The 18043-nt window shown below is 65.0% G+C and carries 15 protein-coding genes; 9 read left to right on the top strand and 6 right to left on the bottom strand.

What is annotated here, in order from left to right; translation table 11 throughout:
• Window positions 1-10 precede the first annotated feature (10 nt).
• On the bottom strand, window positions 11-427 hold the full coding sequence (locus AB4Y44_RS25890; RefSeq protein ID WP_368701247.1) for an HIT family protein: 417 nt from the start codon (window positions 425-427) through the stop codon (window positions 11-13).
• Between the two features lie 233 nt (window positions 428-660).
• Here AB4Y44_RS25890 and cfa point away from each other — a divergent pair, with 233 nt between their 5' ends.
• Window positions 661-1824, top strand: a complete 1164-nt coding sequence (gene cfa, locus AB4Y44_RS25885; protein WP_342921922.1) for a cyclopropane fatty acyl phospholipid synthase — start codon at window positions 661-663, stop codon at window positions 1822-1824.
• Window positions 1825-1893: 69 nt separating this feature from the next.
• Here the strand turns inward: cfa and crcB are convergent, their stop codons facing one another.
• The 5 genes from crcB to AB4Y44_RS25860 all read right to left on the bottom strand — a co-directional run bounded on the left by crcB (window position 1894) and on the right by AB4Y44_RS25860 (window position 7822).
• Window positions 1894-2274, bottom strand: a complete 381-nt coding sequence (crcB, locus tag AB4Y44_RS25880) for a fluoride efflux transporter CrcB (RefSeq protein ID WP_028208288.1) — start codon at window positions 2272-2274, stop codon at window positions 1894-1896.
• A gap of 179 nt (window positions 2275-2453) precedes the next feature.
• Window positions 2454-3200 carry an SDR family oxidoreductase gene (locus AB4Y44_RS25875; protein ID WP_342921923.1) on the bottom strand — a complete coding sequence of 249 codons (747 nt, stop codon included), beginning with the start codon at window positions 3198-3200 and terminating at the stop codon, window positions 2454-2456.
• Window positions 3201-3323: 123 nt separating this feature from the next.
• Window positions 3324-4802 carry a phenylacetaldehyde dehydrogenase StyD gene (gene styD / locus AB4Y44_RS25870; protein WP_368701246.1) on the bottom strand — a complete coding sequence of 493 codons (1479 nt, stop codon included), beginning with the start codon at window positions 4800-4802 and terminating at the stop codon, window positions 3324-3326.
• Between the two features lie 49 nt (window positions 4803-4851).
• Window positions 4852-5832 carry a hypothetical protein gene (locus AB4Y44_RS25865; protein ID WP_368701245.1) on the bottom strand — a complete coding sequence of 327 codons (981 nt, stop codon included), beginning with the start codon at window positions 5830-5832 and terminating at the stop codon, window positions 4852-4854.
• Window positions 5833-5839: 7 nt separating this feature from the next.
• Window positions 5840-7822 (bottom strand): primary-amine oxidase, encoded by a 1983-nt coding sequence (locus tag AB4Y44_RS25860; protein ID WP_368701244.1) that lies wholly within the window; start codon window positions 7820-7822, stop codon window positions 5840-5842.
• A gap of 207 nt (window positions 7823-8029) precedes the next feature.
• Here AB4Y44_RS25860 and AB4Y44_RS25855 point away from each other — a divergent pair, with 207 nt between their 5' ends.
• The 8 genes from AB4Y44_RS25855 to AB4Y44_RS25820 all read left to right on the top strand — a co-directional run bounded on the left by AB4Y44_RS25855 (window position 8030) and on the right by AB4Y44_RS25820 (window position 18043).
• Window positions 8030-9046 carry an AraC family transcriptional regulator gene (locus AB4Y44_RS25855; protein ID WP_368701243.1) on the top strand — a complete coding sequence of 339 codons (1017 nt, stop codon included), beginning with the start codon at window positions 8030-8032 and terminating at the stop codon, window positions 9044-9046.
• A 314-nt stretch (window positions 9047-9360) separates the two neighbouring features.
• Window positions 9361-10815, top strand: coding sequence for an APC family permease (locus AB4Y44_RS25850; protein ID WP_368701242.1), 1455 nt, complete (start codon window positions 9361-9363; stop codon window positions 10813-10815).
• Between the two features lie 140 nt (window positions 10816-10955).
• On the top strand, window positions 10956-12167 hold the full coding sequence (locus AB4Y44_RS25845) for a porin (protein WP_368701241.1): 1212 nt from the start codon (window positions 10956-10958) through the stop codon (window positions 12165-12167).
• A gap of 117 nt (window positions 12168-12284) precedes the next feature.
• Entirely contained in the window at window positions 12285-13028 is a 744-nt protein-coding gene (locus AB4Y44_RS25840; protein WP_342921930.1) for a (Fe-S)-binding protein, read from the top strand.
• Window positions 13025-14419, top strand: coding sequence for a lactate utilization protein B (locus tag AB4Y44_RS25835; RefSeq protein ID WP_368686543.1), 1395 nt, complete (start codon window positions 13025-13027; stop codon window positions 14417-14419). Before AB4Y44_RS25840 ends, AB4Y44_RS25835 begins: the two co-directional genes overlap by 4 nt.
• Window positions 14406-14993, top strand: coding sequence for a lactate utilization protein C (locus tag AB4Y44_RS25830; RefSeq protein WP_368701240.1), 588 nt, complete (start codon window positions 14406-14408; stop codon window positions 14991-14993). Before AB4Y44_RS25835 ends, AB4Y44_RS25830 begins: the two co-directional genes overlap by 14 nt.
• A 12-nt stretch (window positions 14994-15005) precedes the next feature.
• Window positions 15006-17240: a cation:proton antiporter gene (locus AB4Y44_RS25825; protein WP_368701239.1), complete on the top strand. Its 2235-nt coding sequence runs from the start codon at window positions 15006-15008 to the stop codon at window positions 17238-17240.
• Window positions 17237-18043, top strand: a complete 807-nt coding sequence (locus tag AB4Y44_RS25820; RefSeq protein ID WP_342921934.1) for a hypothetical protein — start codon at window positions 17237-17239, stop codon at window positions 18041-18043. Before AB4Y44_RS25825 ends, AB4Y44_RS25820 begins: the two co-directional genes overlap by 4 nt.

Genomic DNA, 18043 nt, shown 5'->3' with positions numbered 1-18043 from the left:
TACATATTGTTTACAGCGCGGCACGAATGCGCGCGGCCAGCGCTTCGAGCTGCCCCATGTCGGCCATTTCGCGCGCATGCGGACGCAGCTCTTCACCCGCGCGGCGCGGAATCAGGTGAAAGTGCACGTGCGGTATGGTCTGCCCGGCGGCAGCGCCGTTGAACTGCGCGATCAACAGGCCTTCGGGTGCAAGCACCTTGCGCATCGCGACCGCCATCTTCTGCACCGTCGCCATCGCGGCGGCGCCGGCTTCCAGAGAGAGCTCATAGATGAACTCGGCGCCTTCCTTCGGCAGCACGAGCAGATGGCCTTCGGATTGCGGCATGACGTCCATGATCGCGAGCGTCGCGTCGTCCTCGTACACCTTGATGCAGGGTGCTTCGCCGCGCAGGATGCGGGCGAAGATGTTCTTGTCGTCGTAGGCCATGGTCAGTCTCTCCAGTTCGGGCGCGCCGTTTGCTCGCGCAGGGGCGATGGGTTTTGTCGAGTTTGCGATTATGGCCCGCCCCGTATGGCCTGTGCGTGTTCCTGCACGTTTTTTGAAGTAGGTGCATCATAGAGTTTCTCGCAGCGCGCGCGACGACGAATGTCTTGATAGCAACCTCTTGAATGGCATCGGAGCACGGTACCAAGGACCCGCTCCAGCCGCATGGAGCACGTATGGCAACGACTGATCTCGAAGCAGCTCAACCCGTTCGTGAGGCCACCGTTTCGGGGGCCTGGCGGTTTATAGCCCAGCTATTGGCGCGCGCAGACGTGAAGTTCAACGGCACCCGGCCGTGGGACATGCGGATTCACGATCCGCAGTTGCCCGAGCGCGTATTGGCGCTCGGCAATCTGGGCCTCGGCGAGGCCTACATGGACGGCCAGTGGGACTGCGAGCAGCTCGACGAATTCTTCGCACATGTGTTGCGCGCGCATCTAGATGACCAGATCGATCCCTCCCGTCTCGTCTTCTACGCGCTCAAGGCGCGCCTCATGAACCGCCAGACCGTGCGCCGGGCATGGAAGGTGGGCCAGCAGCACTACGATATCGGCAACGAGTTCTACGAGGCGATGCTCGACAAGAACATGGCCTATACCTGTGGCTACTGGTCGGGCGGCGCGAAGACGCTCGACGAGGCGCAGGACGCCAAGCTCGATCTCATCTGCCGCAAGCTGGGCCTGAAGCCCGGCATGCGCCTGCTCGACATCGGCTGCGGGTGGGGCAGCCTCATGAAGTTCGCGGCCGAACACTATGGCGTGTCGTGCGTGGGCGTCACGATCTCGAAGGAGCAGGCAGCGCTCGGTGCCGAGCGCTGCAAGGATCTGCCCGTCGAATTCCGCCTGCAGGACTACCGGTTGCTCGACGAGAAGTTCGACCGCATTGCGAGCGTGGGCATGTTCGAGCACGTGGGCCCGAAGAACTATCGCACCTATATGGAAGTCGCGCAGCGGTGTCTTGTCGACGACGGTCTGTTCGTACTGCACACCATTGGCAAGAACCGCCGCGATACCACGCCCGATCCGTGGATCGACAAATACATCTTTCCGAACGGCGAGCTGCCGACCATCGGCCAGATCGCCGACGCTTCGGGCGGCCTCTTCGTGGCCGAAGACCTGCATAACTTCGGCGCCGACTACGATCGCACGCTAATGGCGTGGCACGCGAATTTCGAGGCCGCGTGGCCGCGTTTCAAGGCGCAGATGGGCGAGCGGTTCTACCGCATGTGGCGTTATTACCTGCTTTCGTGCGCCGGGGCGTTCCGTGCGCGCGACATCCAGCTGTGGCAGTGGGTGTTTTCGAAGAACGGTTTGCTGGGCGGCTATCAGCGTCCTGCCTGATCTTCCCGTCGTCTCATCCATGCGGCGGCCGCGTTCGCCATTCGCGAACGCGGCCGTTTTCGTTGCCGATCAGCGAATCAGTGCCGAGACCGTTGCGATGCCAAGGATCGTCATGACGACGGAGGCGCACACGTGAATGGCGATTTCGCCCGCGGCCCAGCCGAAACGTCCGTGCTGCAGATGCGAAACGACTTCGGCTGAAAAGGTCGAGAACGTGGAGAGGCCGCCCATGAGGCCGGTAATGACGAAAAGGCGCCATTCGGCGGAGAGCTGGGGCATGCGCCCGAAGTAGGCGACCGCGACGCCGATCACATAGCCCGCGATGATGTTCGACGCTAGCGTGCCGAGCGGCAGTTCAGGGTAAAGGGCATTCAGGCGTATCCCGAGAACCCAGCGCAGCAGCGAACCGAGCGCGCCGCCAATGCCGACGGCGAAGATGGACAAATACATGGTCTGGAGTGGTTGAGGGCGCAATATGAGCCGGCGCGCCATAGCACCGGCCCTGTCTGTTGACCGTTTGCGAGCACGGAGTGTAGCACCGGCCGGGACCGGCGGTTTCACGCCACGGCGCCTTGCCCTCAGACCACGTCCTGCCCGGGTTCAGACGCGAACCCGCGCCGGGCGGCGCGTCACACGATCCCGCCGTTCGCGCGTAGTACCTGGCCGTTGACCCAGCCGCCGTCCGGGCCCGCGAGGAACGACACGACACTCGCGATATCGTCGGGTTGCCCGAGACGCTGCAGCGGCGGCATGTTCGCGAAATGCTGGACCTGCTCTTCGGTCTTGCCGCTGAGGAACAATTCTGTCGCCACCGGTCCCGGCGCAATCGCGTTCACGCAGATGGAGCGGCCGCGCAGTTCGCGTGCGAACACGCGCGTGATCGTCTCCACGGCCGCCTTGCTCGCCGTATACAGCGCGTAACCGGGCAGATTCATCGCGAGCACGGAGGTCGAAAGGTTGATTACGCGGCCGCCATCCGCGAGCTTCGTCGCCGCTTCGCGCAGCGTGTTGAGCGTGCCGCGCACGTTGATGTCGAAGGTTTCGTCGTAGATCGCGTCGGTGGAGTCGGCGACCGTGACCGTCTTCATGATGCCCGCGTTGTTCACGAGCAGTGCGGGCTGGCCAAGCTTTTCGGCGGTGGTTTCGAAGAGGCGGCGCACGTCGTCGGCCTTCGCGATGTTCGCTTGCACGGCAATCGCGCGACCGCCGCCCGCCGCGATCTTCGCGACGAGCGCCTCGGCTTCGGCGCTGCGCGAAGCGTAGTTGATGACGACGGCGTAACCGTCGCGCGCGAGACGTTCGGCAATGGCGGCGCCGATGCCGCGCGAGGCGCCCGTGACGATGGCGACGCCGCGCGAATTCGTGGATGCGTTCATGATCGGGGTCCTTCTCGTGAGTGGTGAGAACGGGCTCGATCATGGACGAAACCGCGGCGGCGATCATTGCGTGCCGCCGGGTTTCATCATTCCATTTCGATTAACAATGCCGCATGGCGGTGCTCAGTAGGCGATGCAGACGGATTTCGTCTCCGTGTACGCGTCGATGATCGCGCGGCCGTGCTCGCGGCCGATGCCCGAGGCCTTGAAGCCGCCGAAGGGCAGCGCCGGGTCGACCATGTTGTGCGTATTCACCCATACCGTGCCCGCTTGCACGCCGTCCACCACGCGTAGCGCGCGGTCGAGCTGGTTGGTCCAGACGCTCGCGCCGAGGCCATACTCCGAAGCGTTCGCTGCCGCGATGGCTTCCTCGACATCGTCATACGGCATGGCGACGAGCACCGGCCCGAACACCTCTTCGCGCACGACGGTAAGCGGCTTGTTGGATGCGTTCGCAATCACCGTGGGCTCGATGAAGAAGCCGGGCCGATTGCCGTCGCCGCCGCCTGCCACGATCTCGCCGCCTTCGGCGCTTCCCTGCGCGATCATGCCGGCGACCTTGGCGCGATGGCGCGCCGAAACGAGCGGGCCCATCTGCGTGGCCGCGTCGAAACCCGAGCCGAGCACGGTTGTGCGCGCAACCTGTGCAATGCCGTCGACGATCTCATCAAAACGCGCGCGCGGCAGATACAGGCGCGAGCCTGCCGTGCAGACCTGGCCATGATTGAAGAAGATTGCGCCGGCCGCGCCTTCGATCGCGCGCTGCGGATCGCAGTCGTCGAGCACGATCACGGGGCTCTTGCCGCCCAGTTCCAGCGACACGCGCTTGAGGTCGCTCGCGCATTGCTTGCCGATGATGCGGCCCACTTCGGTCGAACCCGTGAAGGTGACCTTGTCGACCTGTGCATGGCGCACGAGCGCCGCGCCTGCCGTTTCGCCCTGGCCCGTGACGACATTGAACACGCCCGGCGGAAAGCCGGCTTCGTGCGCGAGTTCGGCGAGGCGGATGGCGGTGAGCGGCGTTTCCTCGGCGGGCTTGAGCACCACGGTGCAGCCGCAGGCGAGCGCGGGCGCGATTTTCCAGACCGCCATCAGCAGCGGAAAGTTCCACGGCACGATCGCGGCGACCACGCCCGCGGGTACGCGCCGCGTGGAGGCGTTGTAGCGCACGCCGGGCGGGAACGCGAGGGAGAGATCCACGGTACTGCCCTCGATCTTCGTGGCCCAGCCGGCCATGTAGCGCAGCCATTGCACGCTGCCGCCCACTTCGAGCATCTTCGAGAAGCCGAGCAGCTTGCCCTGGTTGAGTGTTTCGAGCGCGGCGAGTTCGTCGCCGTGCTGCTCGACGAGGTCGGCGAGCTTGAGCAGCAGGCGCTCGCGTGCGGCGGGCGGCATGCGCCGCCACGTGTCGGCTTCGAAAGCGCGGCGCGCCGCGGTGACGGCGGCGTCGATGTCGGCGTCGCTGGCGTCGGGCACCTGCGCGATCTCCGCGCCCGTGGCGGGGTCGAATACGGCAAACGCGCGGCCGTTGCCGCTTTCGCTAAAACGTCCGTCGACGAACATCTGCGTGCGGATCGAGTGCGTGAAGTCCTGGCGGTCCATTCCGTCTCCTGATTTCGGTAGTAATGCGAATGTTTATTTGGTGAGTGTCTCAGCGTAAATCGATTGCGTTGCCCGCAGCGAGTGCGGCTGAAGCAGGGTAGGGCGCGCGCGTACGGAATCGGCGTGGCGTCGAGAATGCGTATGCGCATGCAAGATTGAGCGTGCCGCCAATGAGGAACAGCGCGTAGAAGCCTTGTCCAAAGCCCCATGACGTGGCGGCGAGCGCCGCGCCTGCCAGCATGCCCGCGTGATGGGCGAGGCCGGGACAGCCGGCGCCCGGCGCGCGCGACGCTCGCCCACCGCGCATGAGCGTGGGGAGCGTCAGGTAGTCGAGCACGGCGAATGCGGGGGCAGCGAGCGCGGCCCACGGCGCGAGGCAATCGAACGTGAGCGCGACGAGCAGCGCGCCACGCAATACGAAGAGCACGAGCAGCGCGCGCCGGTAATCGACGCGATCGGCGAGCCAGCCTGCGAGACTCACCGCGGCGAGTGACGTCACGACCTGCGTCACGGATATCGCGGCGCCGCCGCAGAGCGCGAAAAACTGGAAGCGCGCGAGCACGCCACTCGACAGGCCCGCAAGCAGCGCGGGTGCGATCAGCAGCATGTCGTTGCGCCACGCCGGCGCAATGGTATGCGTATGCACCGATCTTGCCGCGCTATCACGCGTGCGCCGCAAGTGCATGCACGCAATGGCGAGCAGGACGACGCCGCCCAGGATGAGCGGCGTCTGCGCGAACGTTTCGCCTGTGTGTGCACCGGTGCCCATTGCCGCCATCGTGAGTACGAGTGCGCTCGCGATCGGCACGGTGGCACGCGTGGCGAAGCCGCGCGCGAGCGTGCCCGGGATCAGCGCCATCGCAAGCAAGGCAAGCGTGCTCGCGGCGAATGCGGCGAACGGCGTGCCGGCCTGCATCGCCGCGATCATGACGCCTCCCGCAAGCGCGCCCGCGCCACCGGTGATCGACGCCCATACACACAGCGGGCGCGCGGCGTGCATCGCAGCCAGGCGGCGCTTAAGCGGCATCATCGCCTGCTCACCGCTTGCTGCGGCAGCACGATTTTGCTTCGGGCGCGTCTGCGCCGTCCTGCACGCTGTGCGGATCGCGCCCGCCCGGCAGGTCCATCGCGGGATTGCCATAGAAGAAGTTGTTGGGCTTGAGCATGAAGCCCGCATACTCCACCGGCATCACGGGGAAATCCTCGGGTTTGCACACGTGCGTGTGGCCGAAGCTGTGCCACAGCACGATGTCCTCGTTCTCCACGTTGCGGTTCGCCTCGATATAGCGGGGCAGGCCGTCGCCGCCCGCGTGCTGGTTCGGGTAGTCGCCGCTCGCGTAGCGCTGCGTCGTGTCGTAAGGCGTGACCCACACGTGGCGCGTGGCGAAGCCGCCGCGCTGGCGCACCTTCGAGTTGGGGTCGGCGAGCATGAGCGGCGAATCGTTGATGATGAGCTTGTAGCCCGGATTCGCGCCGACGCGGTTCTTCACGTTCGGGTTCACCACTTTCCAGAAACGACCGGTCTGACCGTTGGCATTGCGCGCCGCTTCCTGCTCGGTCTTGAGCACGCGCTTGGTCGTATCGAACACGTTGCCGTACGGATTCCCGGCACCCATCGCGCGCGGCACGAATTCGTGCTCGGTGACGGCGTTCTTCTCGCCGTCCACCATCATGTGCAGGCGCGCGTTGAAGAAGTGCTGATGCGTCGGCCCGCCCAGGTTTTCGGTGACCATGCCGCCCCACGGGTACGTGTCGCCATCGGCCACCGCCGAGGTCTGGATGATGCCCGTGAGCTTGCACTCGAGCTGGATCGTGCCGTCCTGATAGAAGTACCAGTAAAAGCCGTAGTCGTAATTGCCCACCGTCGCGAAGAACGAGATCACGAGGCGGCGCGAGCGGCGCATCTCGAACACGCCGGTGCGGAACTCATAGTGCTTCCAGAGCGTGCCGTAGTCCTCTTCGTGCAGGCAAACGGCGTTCTTCATGGTGAAGCCGTTGCCGAAGTCGTCGGCGGAAGGAATGTCGAAATAGCGGATCGTGCCGAGGCAATCGCAGCCCAGTTCGAGCTGGTTCGCGAGCTTGCCGAGTCCGTATTCGCCCGCATCGAATGCGCTTTTCCAGTAGTGGTTCGTGGTGGGGTCCGAGTAGGGCACGCACATCTCGGTCACGCTCGCGCGGTAGACGATCGGGCGCGGTGCGCTTTTGCCGTCGTCCCATGTGATCTGGTGAAGAACGAGCCCTTCGCGCGGCGTGAAACCCACGCGGAATTTCCAGTTCTGCCAACTAACCTGCCAGCCGTCTATCATGAAGCTCGGGCCTTCAGGCTGGCTGATGGAGAGCGGCTTGACGGTGTCGCGCGGTTCGCCGAGGCTCGGCGTGTCGTAGTTGTGTTTCGCGCGCGGAATGGGGATGATGCGGCCGTCGTCGATCAGCTCGATCACCTTGTAGGCGAGCAGGTCTACCACGGCGACGACACCTTCGATGGGGTGCGCGTAACCGTTGTCGGTCAGGGACTCGCGGTAGTAGCTCACGCAGCGCACAAGGCGGCGGCCATTCTCGTTCGGGCGATCAAACGCGCCGGCGGAGAACGGATCGACCTGCACGCGCTCGAGTTCGTCTTCGGTGAGGCCGCGTTTTTTCACCGCCTCGCGCCATGCCGTGTCTTCCTTGACGATGCGCTCCGCATTCATGAAGTCTTCGATCATCACGGGCGGCTGGCCATAGGGCGCGTTTTGCAAGGCGAGCGCCTTGCGCGATTCCACTTTCTTCTCGCGCAGGTCCACGACGAATTCGAGCGTCTGGCTGCGGGTGCGATCGATCGCGATGACGAAGGCGCGGCGCGAGTGGTAATCGCCGTGCTTGTATGCGAGCACTTCCGCCTTGGGCGGCTCGCGCAATTCGGTGACAGGAAAGCGCCCATATTCATCGAGTTGCTCGGCGGCTTTCACGATGTCACAGGCAAGCTGCATTTCGGCGAGGCTCAACGGGTCGAGCGGATGCGCGTTCGGATTCGTGTTCATAAGCATTTCGTAAGGAAGGCGTTGGGCGCAACAGGGCATGGGACGGTATGAAGATTCCGCATTCGTCTCGTGCGATGTCGATGGGTGAATCGTAGAAACGCCGTATTTTTTTCGCGCTTGCAAAACGCGCCAAAGGGGCGATAGAGTGCGCCAGAGTAGATCGATGGTTAAAACCGTCGACGCATACAGGCCCTAATGGAGCGAGACATGAAAAGAGTGCCTGTCAATAGCGGGTTTCCGATGATTCGCGGTGCCGTGATGGGTCCCATCGTGCGTGCCCTCGACGCCGCTGGTGCGGACTGCGATGCATTGCTGGCCGAGTTCGGACTGAGTCGCCGGCAGCTTTCCAATCCCTATGAAATCGTGGCGCTGGGGCGCTATGTGGGCGCGTTCGAACGCGCGGCGCAAGTGCTCGACGAGCCCTTTCTCGGCCTGCGTTTAGGCGCCGAATTGCAGCTCACGGAACTGGGGCCGGCTGGCCTCGTGTTCATGTCGTCGCCTACGCTCGGCGCCGCAATCCGTAAGTTCACCGATACGCTCGGCTCGTGGCAAAGCGCGACGGCCGTCGATCTCGTGAGCGACAACGCCTGGCCGATGTGGAGCTATCGCATCGCGCATACGCAGATCTGGCCGCGCCGGCAGGACGCCGAGTACAGCGTATCCGCCATGTGCCACATGATTCGCCAGGTGCGGGGCGCGGCGTGGACGCCGTGTGAGATTCACTTCGAGCACGCAGCGCCCGAGGACCTCAAGCCATATCTGCGCCTCTTTCGCGTGCCCGTGCGCTTCCAGCAGCCGGCCAACGGCGTGGTCCTGCACCCGCACGATCTCGACACGCCGCTCAAGAGCGCCGACGTGCAGATGGCGCGCATGATGGAGCGCCACGCCACCGACCTCATTTCGCGCGACACGATCCCGCATACGCTCGTCGACCAGGTGCGCGATCTCGTGACGCGTCGGCTCGCGCGCGAGAAGCTCGTGGTCGGCGATATCGCGAAGGACCTCGGGCTTTCGGACCGCTCCTTGCAGCGGCATCTGGCCGACGCCGGGACCTCCGTGCGCCAGATCATTCGTGAAGAGCGCGAGCGCAGCGTGGCGGTGCTGCGCGAGCAGGACGGCATGACCAACGCGGCCGTCGCCCGCGCGGTGGGTTATGCCGACGCCACGGTGCTATGGCGTGCGACGCGCAACTGGGGCCGTGCAGGCGCGAAACGAACCCGCTAGCGCGCAAATCGTGAAAGCGGACTGATGGCTTTTAGTAAGTTTGTGGGCTGAATAAAGTACGAATTCCCAGCCTATGGCATTAATCAGGATGTCGAAGGTAATAACGACCGCTTCAACGCGGTTAAGTGAAAACCCGCTCCAGCCCTGGCGCACTTTATCGAGTAATTGGCGCGTTGCGCCAAGTCAGCGAGTTTATTAGCTGCCTACCATGCGCTCAATCCGAATCGGGATATTCGATTCGTCGAGCGCCGGAGGCACGCGGTTCTTCATCGTGTCGTATGGCGAACCCAGAACAGACACCAGCAGAGGCAACGATGAACGAACCGTATTCTTCTCCCGCTCACCTCGTTGGAGACAACGCGGCAGTGGACTCACAGCGCAGCCTGCTCGGGCTTTGGCAGATCGTCTTTCTCGTCATTTCCGCAGCGGCGCCGCTCACCGGCATGCTGGGCGCGGTGCCCCCGGCCATCAGCCTTGGCAATGGCGCGGGCATTCCCGGCGCATTCGTGATCGCGGGCGTGGTGCTGCTCGTGTTCAGCGTCGGCTTCGCTTCGATGAGTCGCCACATCGTGCGCGCCGGCGCGTTCTACGCATACATCACGGCGGGTTTCGGCCGCCCCGTCGGCATGGCCGGCGCGCTCGTCGCGCTGCTCTCGTACACAAGCATCCAGATCGCACTGTACGGCCTGTTCGGTTTCTTCTGCACGGTGGTGCTCGGGCCACTGCTGCATAGTTCGTTGCCGTGGTACGTGTATTCATTCGTGTGCCTCGTCGTCGTGCAGTTCACCGGCGTTCGCGGCATCGACCTCAACAGCCGCCTGCTCGGCGTGCTCATGTGTCTCGAACTCGGCATCCTGCTGCTGCTGAGCCTCGTGATCGTGATTCGTCATGGCGGACCGGACGGCCTCACGCTCGCGCCGTTTTCGCCGCGCCACGTTTTCAGCGGCCACCTCGGCATCGCGGTGATGTTCGCGCTCGCGTCGTTCATCGGTTTCGAGGCCACGGCGATCTACGGCAAGGAGTGCCGCGACCCGAAGGTCACGGTGCCGCGCGCCACTTATGTTTCCGTTACGCTGATTCTCGTGTTCTTTGCGTTCGTCACGTGGGCCATCGTTTGCGCCTACGGCATCAGTAGCGTTGCGGACGTCGCGACGAAACAGCCGGGCGACTTCTGGTTCATCCAGTCGACGAAGTACCTGGGTGGCGCGATGACCACGACGATGAGCTTCCTGCTGCTTTCCAGCATCTTCGCGAGCCTGCTGTCGTTCCATAACACGATCGTCCGTTACATCCATGCGCTCTCGGGCGAGGGGATTCTTCCCGCGGTGCTCGATCGGCTGCATCCGAAGTATGGGTCGCCGTATCTCGCGAGCTATCTGCAGACGCTCTCGGTCGCGGTGCCGGTGGGCCTTTTCGTGATCGCGGGCAGCGATCCGTTCAATATCGTGTTCAGCTGGGGCTCCGCGCTCGGCACCATCGGCATCGTCATGCTGCAGGCGGTTACGAGTTTTTCGGTGGCGGCGTTTTTCCGCGCCACGAAGAAGGACACGCGTCTGTGGCACGCTTTGCTCGCCCCGGTGCTGGGCGGCTGTGGTCTGCTCTCCATCGGCATCGTGCTGATCGGCAATCTCGACGCGCTCGCCGGCTCCGATAGTCCCGTCGTGCGCGCGTTCCCGTGGGTCGTGCTCGCGGTGGCGCTGATCGGCGTGCTGATCGCCTTCGTCCTCAAGCGTTCGCGGCCGGACATCTACGCGCGCTTCGGCCAATAACAACAGGGTCACGACGCGCTCCGCGCAACGTCCTCGATTCACGCAGTTCCTGACCAGTGCGGCGCGCTCCCCGGCGCCGCGCTTCGGCCGCGCACGCGCACGCAGCGCAGCGGCACATCTCTCTTCGAAAAGACAACGACATGGCAAATCTCGTCAAGCGCTCGGCGCTGGCGCTGGCTTCGTGCGCCCTCGCGACTGGCGCACACGCGCAATCTTCAGTCACGCTTTACGGCACGGTGGACGCGGGCCTCATCTATTCGACCAACCAGCAGACCACGCGCGCCGACGGCAGCACGAGCGGCCACGCCAACTGGCAACTGGGCGGCGGCAACCTCGTACCGTCACGCTGGGGTCTCACGGGCAGCGAGGACATCGGCGGCGGCACGAGCGTCAACTTCACGCTCGAAAACAGCTTCTTCTCGCAGAACGGCGCACTGCTGCAGGGCGGCACGCTCTTCAACCGCAACGCCTGGGTGGGCGTGGCGAACAGCCACTACGGCACGCTCACGCTGGGCCGCCAGTACGATCCGTTTTCCGACGATCTGGGTGCCTACGTGTCGAGCAACAACTGGGCGACGCTCTATGGCTCGCACTTCGGCGACGTGGATAATCTCAATGAAGCGTTCAACTTCAATAACTCGATCAAATACGTGAGCCCGAGTTTCGGCGGCTTCACGTTGGGCGGCCTGTTCAGTTTCGGCGGCGTGGCCGGCAATTTCTCGCAGAACCGCGGCTGGTCGGTGGCGGCGAACTATGCCAACGGGCCGCTTTCACTTTCCGCCGGCTACCTCGAGTTGCGCAATCCGCTGCAGGCGGCGCTGGGCGGCGAGCCCGGCTATATCGGCGACTTCAGTTGCAGCAATCCGAATGCATCGTACTGCGAATTACAGAATGCGCAGCGCGTGAGTATTTTTGGTGCAGGCGGCTCGTACGCGTTCGACAAGGTCAGCGTGGCGCTCAGCTACACCCATACGCTTCTCTCGCAGAGTCTGTATTTCGCCAACGCGGCGCGGCCGCAGGGCGCGGACATTTCGTTCGATATTGCCGAGCTGAACACGTCGTGGCAATACTCGCCCGCGCTGCAGTTCGGCTTCGCCTATATCTTCAACGACGCGCATCCGGACGGCGGCTCGTCCACACGGCTTCACCAGATCAATCTGGGCGCGGTTTACAGCCTCTCCAAGCGCACGGCGGTTTATGCGGTGGCGATCGGCCAGAAGTCGTCGGGGGCGGGTCTCGGGATCGATGCCGCGAGTGGCGCGACGCAGAACCTGGCGCAGATTCCGAACCTCGTGAATTCGAACACCGACAAGCAGCTTGCCGTGATCGCGGGCATTCGCCACAACTTTTGAGCGAAAAGCCACCGCGCATGATGCGCCGCGGCAACCCGCGGCGCGTACACGCTTGGCGCGACGCCCGCGCCGTTCGGCAGTAGAATGTTCGGGTCCGCTTTTCGTGTGAGCCCGCGCATGAAAGTTGCCTTGTTCGTCCCTTGCTTCATCGACGCGTTCTACCCCGAGGTGGCAATCGCCACACTGGAGCTGCTGGAGCGTTTAGGCTGCGAGGTCGACTATCCGCTCGAACAAACCTGCTGCGGCCAGCCCATGGCCAACAGCGGCGCGCAGGCCGAGGCAGCCGGTGCGGAGCGCGTCTTTGCGCGCGCCTTCGCGGGCTACGACTATATCGTCGGGCCTTCGGCGAGCTGCGTGAATCACGTGCGCGACCACTTCACCGCGATCGAGCAGACCGACGCCGTGCGCAAGGTGCGCGAGAGCACCTACGAACTCGTCGAGTTCCTGCATGACGTGCTGGGCGTGCGCGAATTCCCCTGGGCCGAATTTCCCTGGCGCGTGGGTTTGCACAATAGCTGCAGCGCACTACGCCACTTGAAGGAAGCCTCGGTTTCGGAAATCGCGGGTCCGACCTTCTCGAAGCCACTCGCGCTGCTCGAACATGTGAAGGGCATCGAATTCGTGAAGCCGGCGCGCCCCGACGAATGCTGCGGCTTCGGCGGCACGTTCGCCGTGACCGAAGAGGCGGTGTCGGTGCGCATGGGTCAGGACAAGGTGGTCGATCACGTGAGCGCGGGCGCGCAATACATCGTGTCGGCCGACATGTCCTGCCTCATGCACCAGCAGGGCTGCGCCGAGCGCATGAACGCGGACATCCGCTTCATCCATATTGCCCAGGTGCTGAACGGAGCGCGCGAATGAAGCGAGTCGAACACGCGAAGCTCGCCGGCACGTTTCTCTCGCGGCCCGAGCATGTCGCCTTCCACGACAAGCGTCTGTGGGACCTGCGCTCGAAGCGCGACGCCCAGGCGCATGCCATCCCCGAATGGGAAATGCTGCGCACGCTCGCCTCGCAAATCAAGGCGCATACGCTCTCGCATCTCGCCGACTACCTCGACCATTTCACGCGCACGGCGCAAGCCAATGGCGTGCAGGTCCATTTCGCGGATACGGCCGAGGAACACAACGAAATCGTTTATCGCATCCTGAGCGAGCGCGGCATGACGGCGCTCGTGAAGAGCAAGTCGATGCTCACCGACGAGTGCGAGATGCGTCCGTACCTGGAATCGCGCGGCATTTCGGTGATGGAGACCGACCTTGGCGAGCGCATCCAGCAACTCGACAAGCAGCCGCCCAGCCATATCGTCGTACCTGCCGTGCACAAGCTGCGCGACGACGTGGCCGAAGTGTTCGGCCGCACCATCGGTACGGACCCGCACAACAACGACATTCACTATCTCGCGGAAAGCCAGCGCATGAATACGCGGCCGTGGTTCGTGCGCGAGAAGACGGCGGGCATGACCGGCTGCAATTTCGCGGTGGCCGAAACGGGCACGGTGGTGGTGTGCACCAACGAGGGCAACGCGGACCTTTCCGCCAACGTGCCGCCGCTGCACATCGTCTCGATGGGCATCGAGAAGCTGATTCCGCGTCTTTCCGATCTCGGCGTATTCGTGCGCATGCTCTCGCGCAGCGCGCTCGGCTCGCCGATCACGCAATACACCTCGCATTTCCGCGCGCCGCGGCCCGGCGCCGAAATGCATTTCGTGCTCGTCGACAACGGCAGGTCCGAGCGGCTCGCCATGCCCGAGTTCTGGTATTCGCTCAAGTGCATTCGCTGCGGCGCGTGCATGAATACCTGTCCCGTTTACCGGCGCAGCGGCGGCCTCTCATACGGCAGCACCTATGCGGGGCCGATCGGGGCGATCATCAATCCGACCTTCGACCTCAAACGCTTCAGCGCGTTGCCGTTCGCTTCGACGCTCAACGGCAGCTGCACGAATGTGTGCCCCGTGAAGATCAATATTCACGAGCAGATCTACCAGTGGCGGCAGGTCATCGCGGCACAGCACGAAGTGCCGTTCGTGAAGCAGGAAGTACTGAAGATGGCTGGCCGGTTGCTCGGCAGTCCGACGCTTTATCGCGGCACGGTGAAGTCGCTCGAGGGCGCGTTGCGGCGCTTGCCGAATTTCATGCTCTACAACCCGCTCAATATCTGGGGCAAGCAGCGCGATCTGCCGCACGTGCCGCACACGACGTTCCATGCCTGGTACCGGAAAAACCGCAAGGGAGGCGGCGATGGCGGATCGTGAGGCGTTTCTCGCGCGCGTGCGCGCCGCGCAACCCGCGCACGAACCGTTGCCCGAGGTGCCGCTGTTCGAAGCGCCCGCCGGCGCTCTGCGCGAGCGCTTTGGCGCCGCGCTCAAACTGATGGGCGGCGGCGAGACGCAGGTGCAAAGCGCGGCCGAGGTGCGCGCCATGATCCTGCGCCGCTTCGGCAGCGAGGCGCGCGTCGCGTCGGCCACGCCGGAGGTGCCGGGCACGCGCGAGATCAGCGCCGCCACGAAACCGGCCTCGCTCGAAGACGTCGACGTGGGCGTGGTGCGCGCGCGCTTCGGCGTGGCGGAAACGGGATCGCTCTGGCTGAGCGAGCGCGAGTACGTGGTGAACGCGCTCGGCTATATCGTGCAGCATCTCGTGGTGCTGCTCGATCCCGCGCATCTGGTTGCGGGGCTGCAGGACGCGTACCGGCGCGACGATTTTCGCAGCGCGCGCTACGCGGCGCTCGTCACAGGGCCGTCCGCGACGGCCGATATCGAAGGCGTGCTGATCCAGGGGGCACAAGGGGTGAGGTCGTTGACCGTGGTGTGGCTGCCGGCGCCGTGACGGTTGCACGCCATGGTCATTCACGTCCTTCTCCTGAGCGGCTTCCTTCTGGCGAGCATCGCTCTCGTGCAGGCGGTAAGCCTGCGCTGGTCGATTTCCGAATCGGTCCTGCTCGCCGCGTGGGGTTTCACGCTGGGCGGCATCTATCTCGTGAGCGGCGAGGCCTGGCCCACGCTCGCCGCGAACTTCGTGATGCCCGCGCTTGCGCCTCGGCTGCCGCCCGAGGCGTACCTGTGGATCTTCCTGCCGCCGCTGCTATTCCAGGCCGCGCTCAGCGTGAACGTGCGCGAGATGCTCGGCGACGCGGCGCCGATTCTGCTGCTTGCCGTGGTGGCCGTGTTCGTGGCGACCGGCGTGGTGGGCGGCGCGGTGCGGCTCACGGGCCTCGGTCCGCTCGCCGACGGCCTCCTGCTCGGCGCCATGATCGCGACGACCGACCCTTCCGCCGTGCTCGCGGTGTTCCGCGAAGTGGGCGCGCCCGCGCGGCTCGTGCGCCTCGTGGAAGGCGAGAGCCTGCTCAACGATGCGGCCGCCATCGCCATTGCCGGCGTGCTGATCGCCGCAATCACAGGAGACGCCGCGCATGTCTCGGCAACGTCCGCGCTGCGCGCGCTCGGCATCGCGCTCGGCGGCGGGCTGCTGGTCGGGGCGCTGGCCGGGCGCGCGTTCGCGTGGTTCCTGCCGGCGCTGGGCGGCGAGGGCAAAGCCGAGATCTCGCTCAGTTTCGCGCTGCCGTATCCGCTCTATCTCCTCGCTGACCAGATGTTGCACGTCTCGGGCGTGGTGGCCGTGGTCGCGGCCGGGCTCGTCATCAGCGGGCTGGGGAGCACGCGCCTGTCGCCTGTCAACTGGAAGCATCTGCAACTGATTTGGGAACAGATCGCGGCCATGGCGGGCGCGGCGATCTTTCTGCTCGCGGCCATGCAGATTCCGGCCACGCTGCGCAACGCGCAGTGGCTCGATCTCGTCGCGCTCGCCGTCGTGGTGGTGGCGGCGTTCGCGGCGCGCGTCGTCGTGGTGTTCGGCATGCTGCCGCTACTGAGCCGACTGCGGCTCACCGAGCCCGTGAGCCCCGCCTACAAGCTCGTGATCGCGTGGGGCGGGCTGCGCGGCGCGGTGACGCTCGTGCTCGCGCTCGGCCTCGCGCAGGACACGGCGCTGCCCGATTCCACGCGCCGCTTCGTCGCGATCCTCGCGACGGGCTTCGTGCTCGTGAGCCTGATCGTGAACGGCACGTCGCTCAAGCTGCTGATCCGGCGGCTGCGCCTCGATCTGCTGTCGCCCCAGGAGCAGGCGCTGCAGCAAAAGGCGGTGCAGCTTTCGTCGATCGGCGTATCCGAGCGCGTGCATATGGCGGCACGCACCTTTCACATTCCCGATGCGATCGCCGACCAGGCCTGCCATACGTTCCGGCGCAGCGTGGACATGAGCGCGACGGCATTCGATTTCGAGGCGGCGCTCTCGGACCGCGAGCGTCTCGTCATCGGCCTCGTGACCCTCGCGGCGAAGGAGCGCGATCTCATTCCGCAGTATGGCAGCGGCATCATTACGATCCGCAATCTCGACGCCATGATGCGCAACACCGACGCCATGATCGAGGAGGCGCGCGTGGGCGGGCGCCTCGGTTATCAGCGCGCCGCTGCAAAAATACTCGCGGACACGATCGAGTTGCGCGTCGCGCGCCTGCTGTATCGCTGGCTGCGCGTGCGGCAGCCGTACGGCGACGCGCTCGCCGATCGCTTCGAACTCCTGATGTGTCGCCGGGTGGTGCTGCATCAGCTGATCGTCTTCAACGACCGCAGCCTCACGCCGCTGCTGGGCGAGCGTCTCGCGGCGCTGCTCAAGACGATACTCAAGGCGCGCATCGCGACGGCCGAGCATGGGCTCGCGGACGTGCGCCGCTGCTTCGGCCAGGCTTCGGACGTGCTAGAGCGGCGCATGCTGCTGCTCTATGCGCTGCGCGAAGGGCGCGAACGCGTGCAGGCCATGTACGAGGACCGCTCGATTTCGAAGGAGATCTACGATTCGATCCGGCGCGAGCTGGATGCCGCGTGGAAGCTCGCGGTGCCGCGCGCGCATCCAGACCTCGTGCCGGGCGAGGCACACGCGAAGGAGATTCATACGCGCATCGACGCATTGAGCGTCGGCGGCGCCGAAGTGCACGCAGCGCCCCCCATAGCGGCGCAGACCGACCCCGCCGCGCAGATGGCAAACGCCGCCACCGAAGCGCGCAGGCCGTCGCCATGACCGAAATCCAGTCGGCGTTGCTCGTGTTCGCGCTGCTGCTCGGCGGCACGGGCCTCGGCGTGCTGTTGCGGCCGCTATTGCCCGAGGAGCATCGCAAGCATGAAACGGTGCAGCTCGTGCAACTCGTGATCGGCATGCTGGTGACCTTTGCGGCGCTCGTGCTGAGCCTGCTCACCGCGTCCGCGAAATCGAGCTTCGATACGGCGACCAACGACATGCGCGCCTACGCCGCCGACCTGATCCAGCTCGATCAACGCCTGCGCGAATACGGCCCCGACGCGGCCGCGGCGCGCACCTTGCTGCGCGCCTATACGGCGAGTGCCATCGCCTCGACCTGGGCGCAGGAAAAGCCGCCGCCCGGCAACTACTATCCGCATGATCCAGGCGTCGGCAACGACGAACTCGAGAGCCGGCCGCTCGGCGCGCTGCTCGATTCCGTCGGCCACGAGATCGAAACGCTCGCGCCACGCGACGCCTACCACCAGGCGCTCGCGAGCCCGCTCTCGCAGATGTTCGACCGCGTGACCGATACGCGCTGGCGTCTGATCGAAGAGGCGCACGGCACGATTTCGCGGCCGTTCTTCACGATGCTCGCGCTCTGGCTGATCCTGATCTTTCTGAGCTTCGGGCTCGTCGCGCCGCATAACGCGCTGGCGATCGTGCTGATCCTGCTTGGCGCGGTGTCGATTTCGTCGGCGGTCTATGTGATCGCCGACCTCGATACGCCGTTCACGGGCCAACTCATCGTGCCGAGCGATTCGATGCGTGACGCGCTCGCGCACATGAACGCGCCGGCCACGTAG

It is taken from the genome of Paraburkholderia sp. BR10937 (assembly GCF_040965695.1).
GTDB lineage: Bacteria > Pseudomonadota > Gammaproteobacteria > Burkholderiales > Burkholderiaceae > Paraburkholderia.
Note: the sequence above shows the minus strand (reverse complement) of the source record. Positions and strands in the feature narration are given on the sequence as shown.

Excerpts from the sequence above, each read along its gene's own strand:
- AB4Y44_RS25890 (WP_368701247.1), bottom strand. The coding sequence starts at position 427 with ATGGCCTACGACGACAAGAACATCTTCGCCCGCATCCTGCGCGGCGAA.
- cfa (WP_342921922.1), top strand. The coding sequence starts at position 661 with ATGGCAACGACTGATCTCGAAGCAGCTCAACCCGTTCGTGAGGCCACC.
- crcB (WP_028208288.1), bottom strand. The coding sequence starts at position 2,274 with ATGTATTTGTCCATCTTCGCCGTCGGCATTGGCGGCGCGCTCGGTTCG.
- AB4Y44_RS25875 (WP_342921923.1), bottom strand. The coding sequence starts at position 3,200 with ATGAACGCATCCACGAATTCGCGCGGCGTCGCCATCGTCACGGGCGCC.
- styD (WP_368701246.1), bottom strand. The coding sequence starts at position 4,802 with ATGGACCGCCAGGACTTCACGCACTCGATCCGCACGCAGATGTTCGTC.
- AB4Y44_RS25865 (WP_368701245.1), bottom strand. The coding sequence starts at position 5,832 with ATGATGCCGCTTAAGCGCCGCCTGGCTGCGATGCACGCCGCGCGCCCG.
- AB4Y44_RS25860 (WP_368701244.1), bottom strand. The coding sequence starts at position 7,822 with ATGAACACGAATCCGAACGCGCATCCGCTCGACCCGTTGAGCCTCGCC.
- AB4Y44_RS25855 (WP_368701243.1), top strand. The coding sequence starts at position 8,030 with ATGAAAAGAGTGCCTGTCAATAGCGGGTTTCCGATGATTCGCGGTGCC.
- AB4Y44_RS25850 (WP_368701242.1), top strand. The coding sequence starts at position 9,361 with ATGAACGAACCGTATTCTTCTCCCGCTCACCTCGTTGGAGACAACGCG.
- AB4Y44_RS25845 (WP_368701241.1), top strand. The coding sequence starts at position 10,956 with ATGGCAAATCTCGTCAAGCGCTCGGCGCTGGCGCTGGCTTCGTGCGCC.
- AB4Y44_RS25840 (WP_342921930.1), top strand. The coding sequence starts at position 12,285 with ATGAAAGTTGCCTTGTTCGTCCCTTGCTTCATCGACGCGTTCTACCCC.
- AB4Y44_RS25835 (WP_368686543.1), top strand. The coding sequence starts at position 13,025 with ATGAAGCGAGTCGAACACGCGAAGCTCGCCGGCACGTTTCTCTCGCGG.
- AB4Y44_RS25830 (WP_368701240.1), top strand. The coding sequence starts at position 14,406 with ATGGCGGATCGTGAGGCGTTTCTCGCGCGCGTGCGCGCCGCGCAACCC.
- AB4Y44_RS25825 (WP_368701239.1), top strand. The coding sequence starts at position 15,006 with ATGGTCATTCACGTCCTTCTCCTGAGCGGCTTCCTTCTGGCGAGCATC.
- AB4Y44_RS25820 (WP_342921934.1), top strand. The coding sequence starts at position 17,237 with ATGACCGAAATCCAGTCGGCGTTGCTCGTGTTCGCGCTGCTGCTCGGC.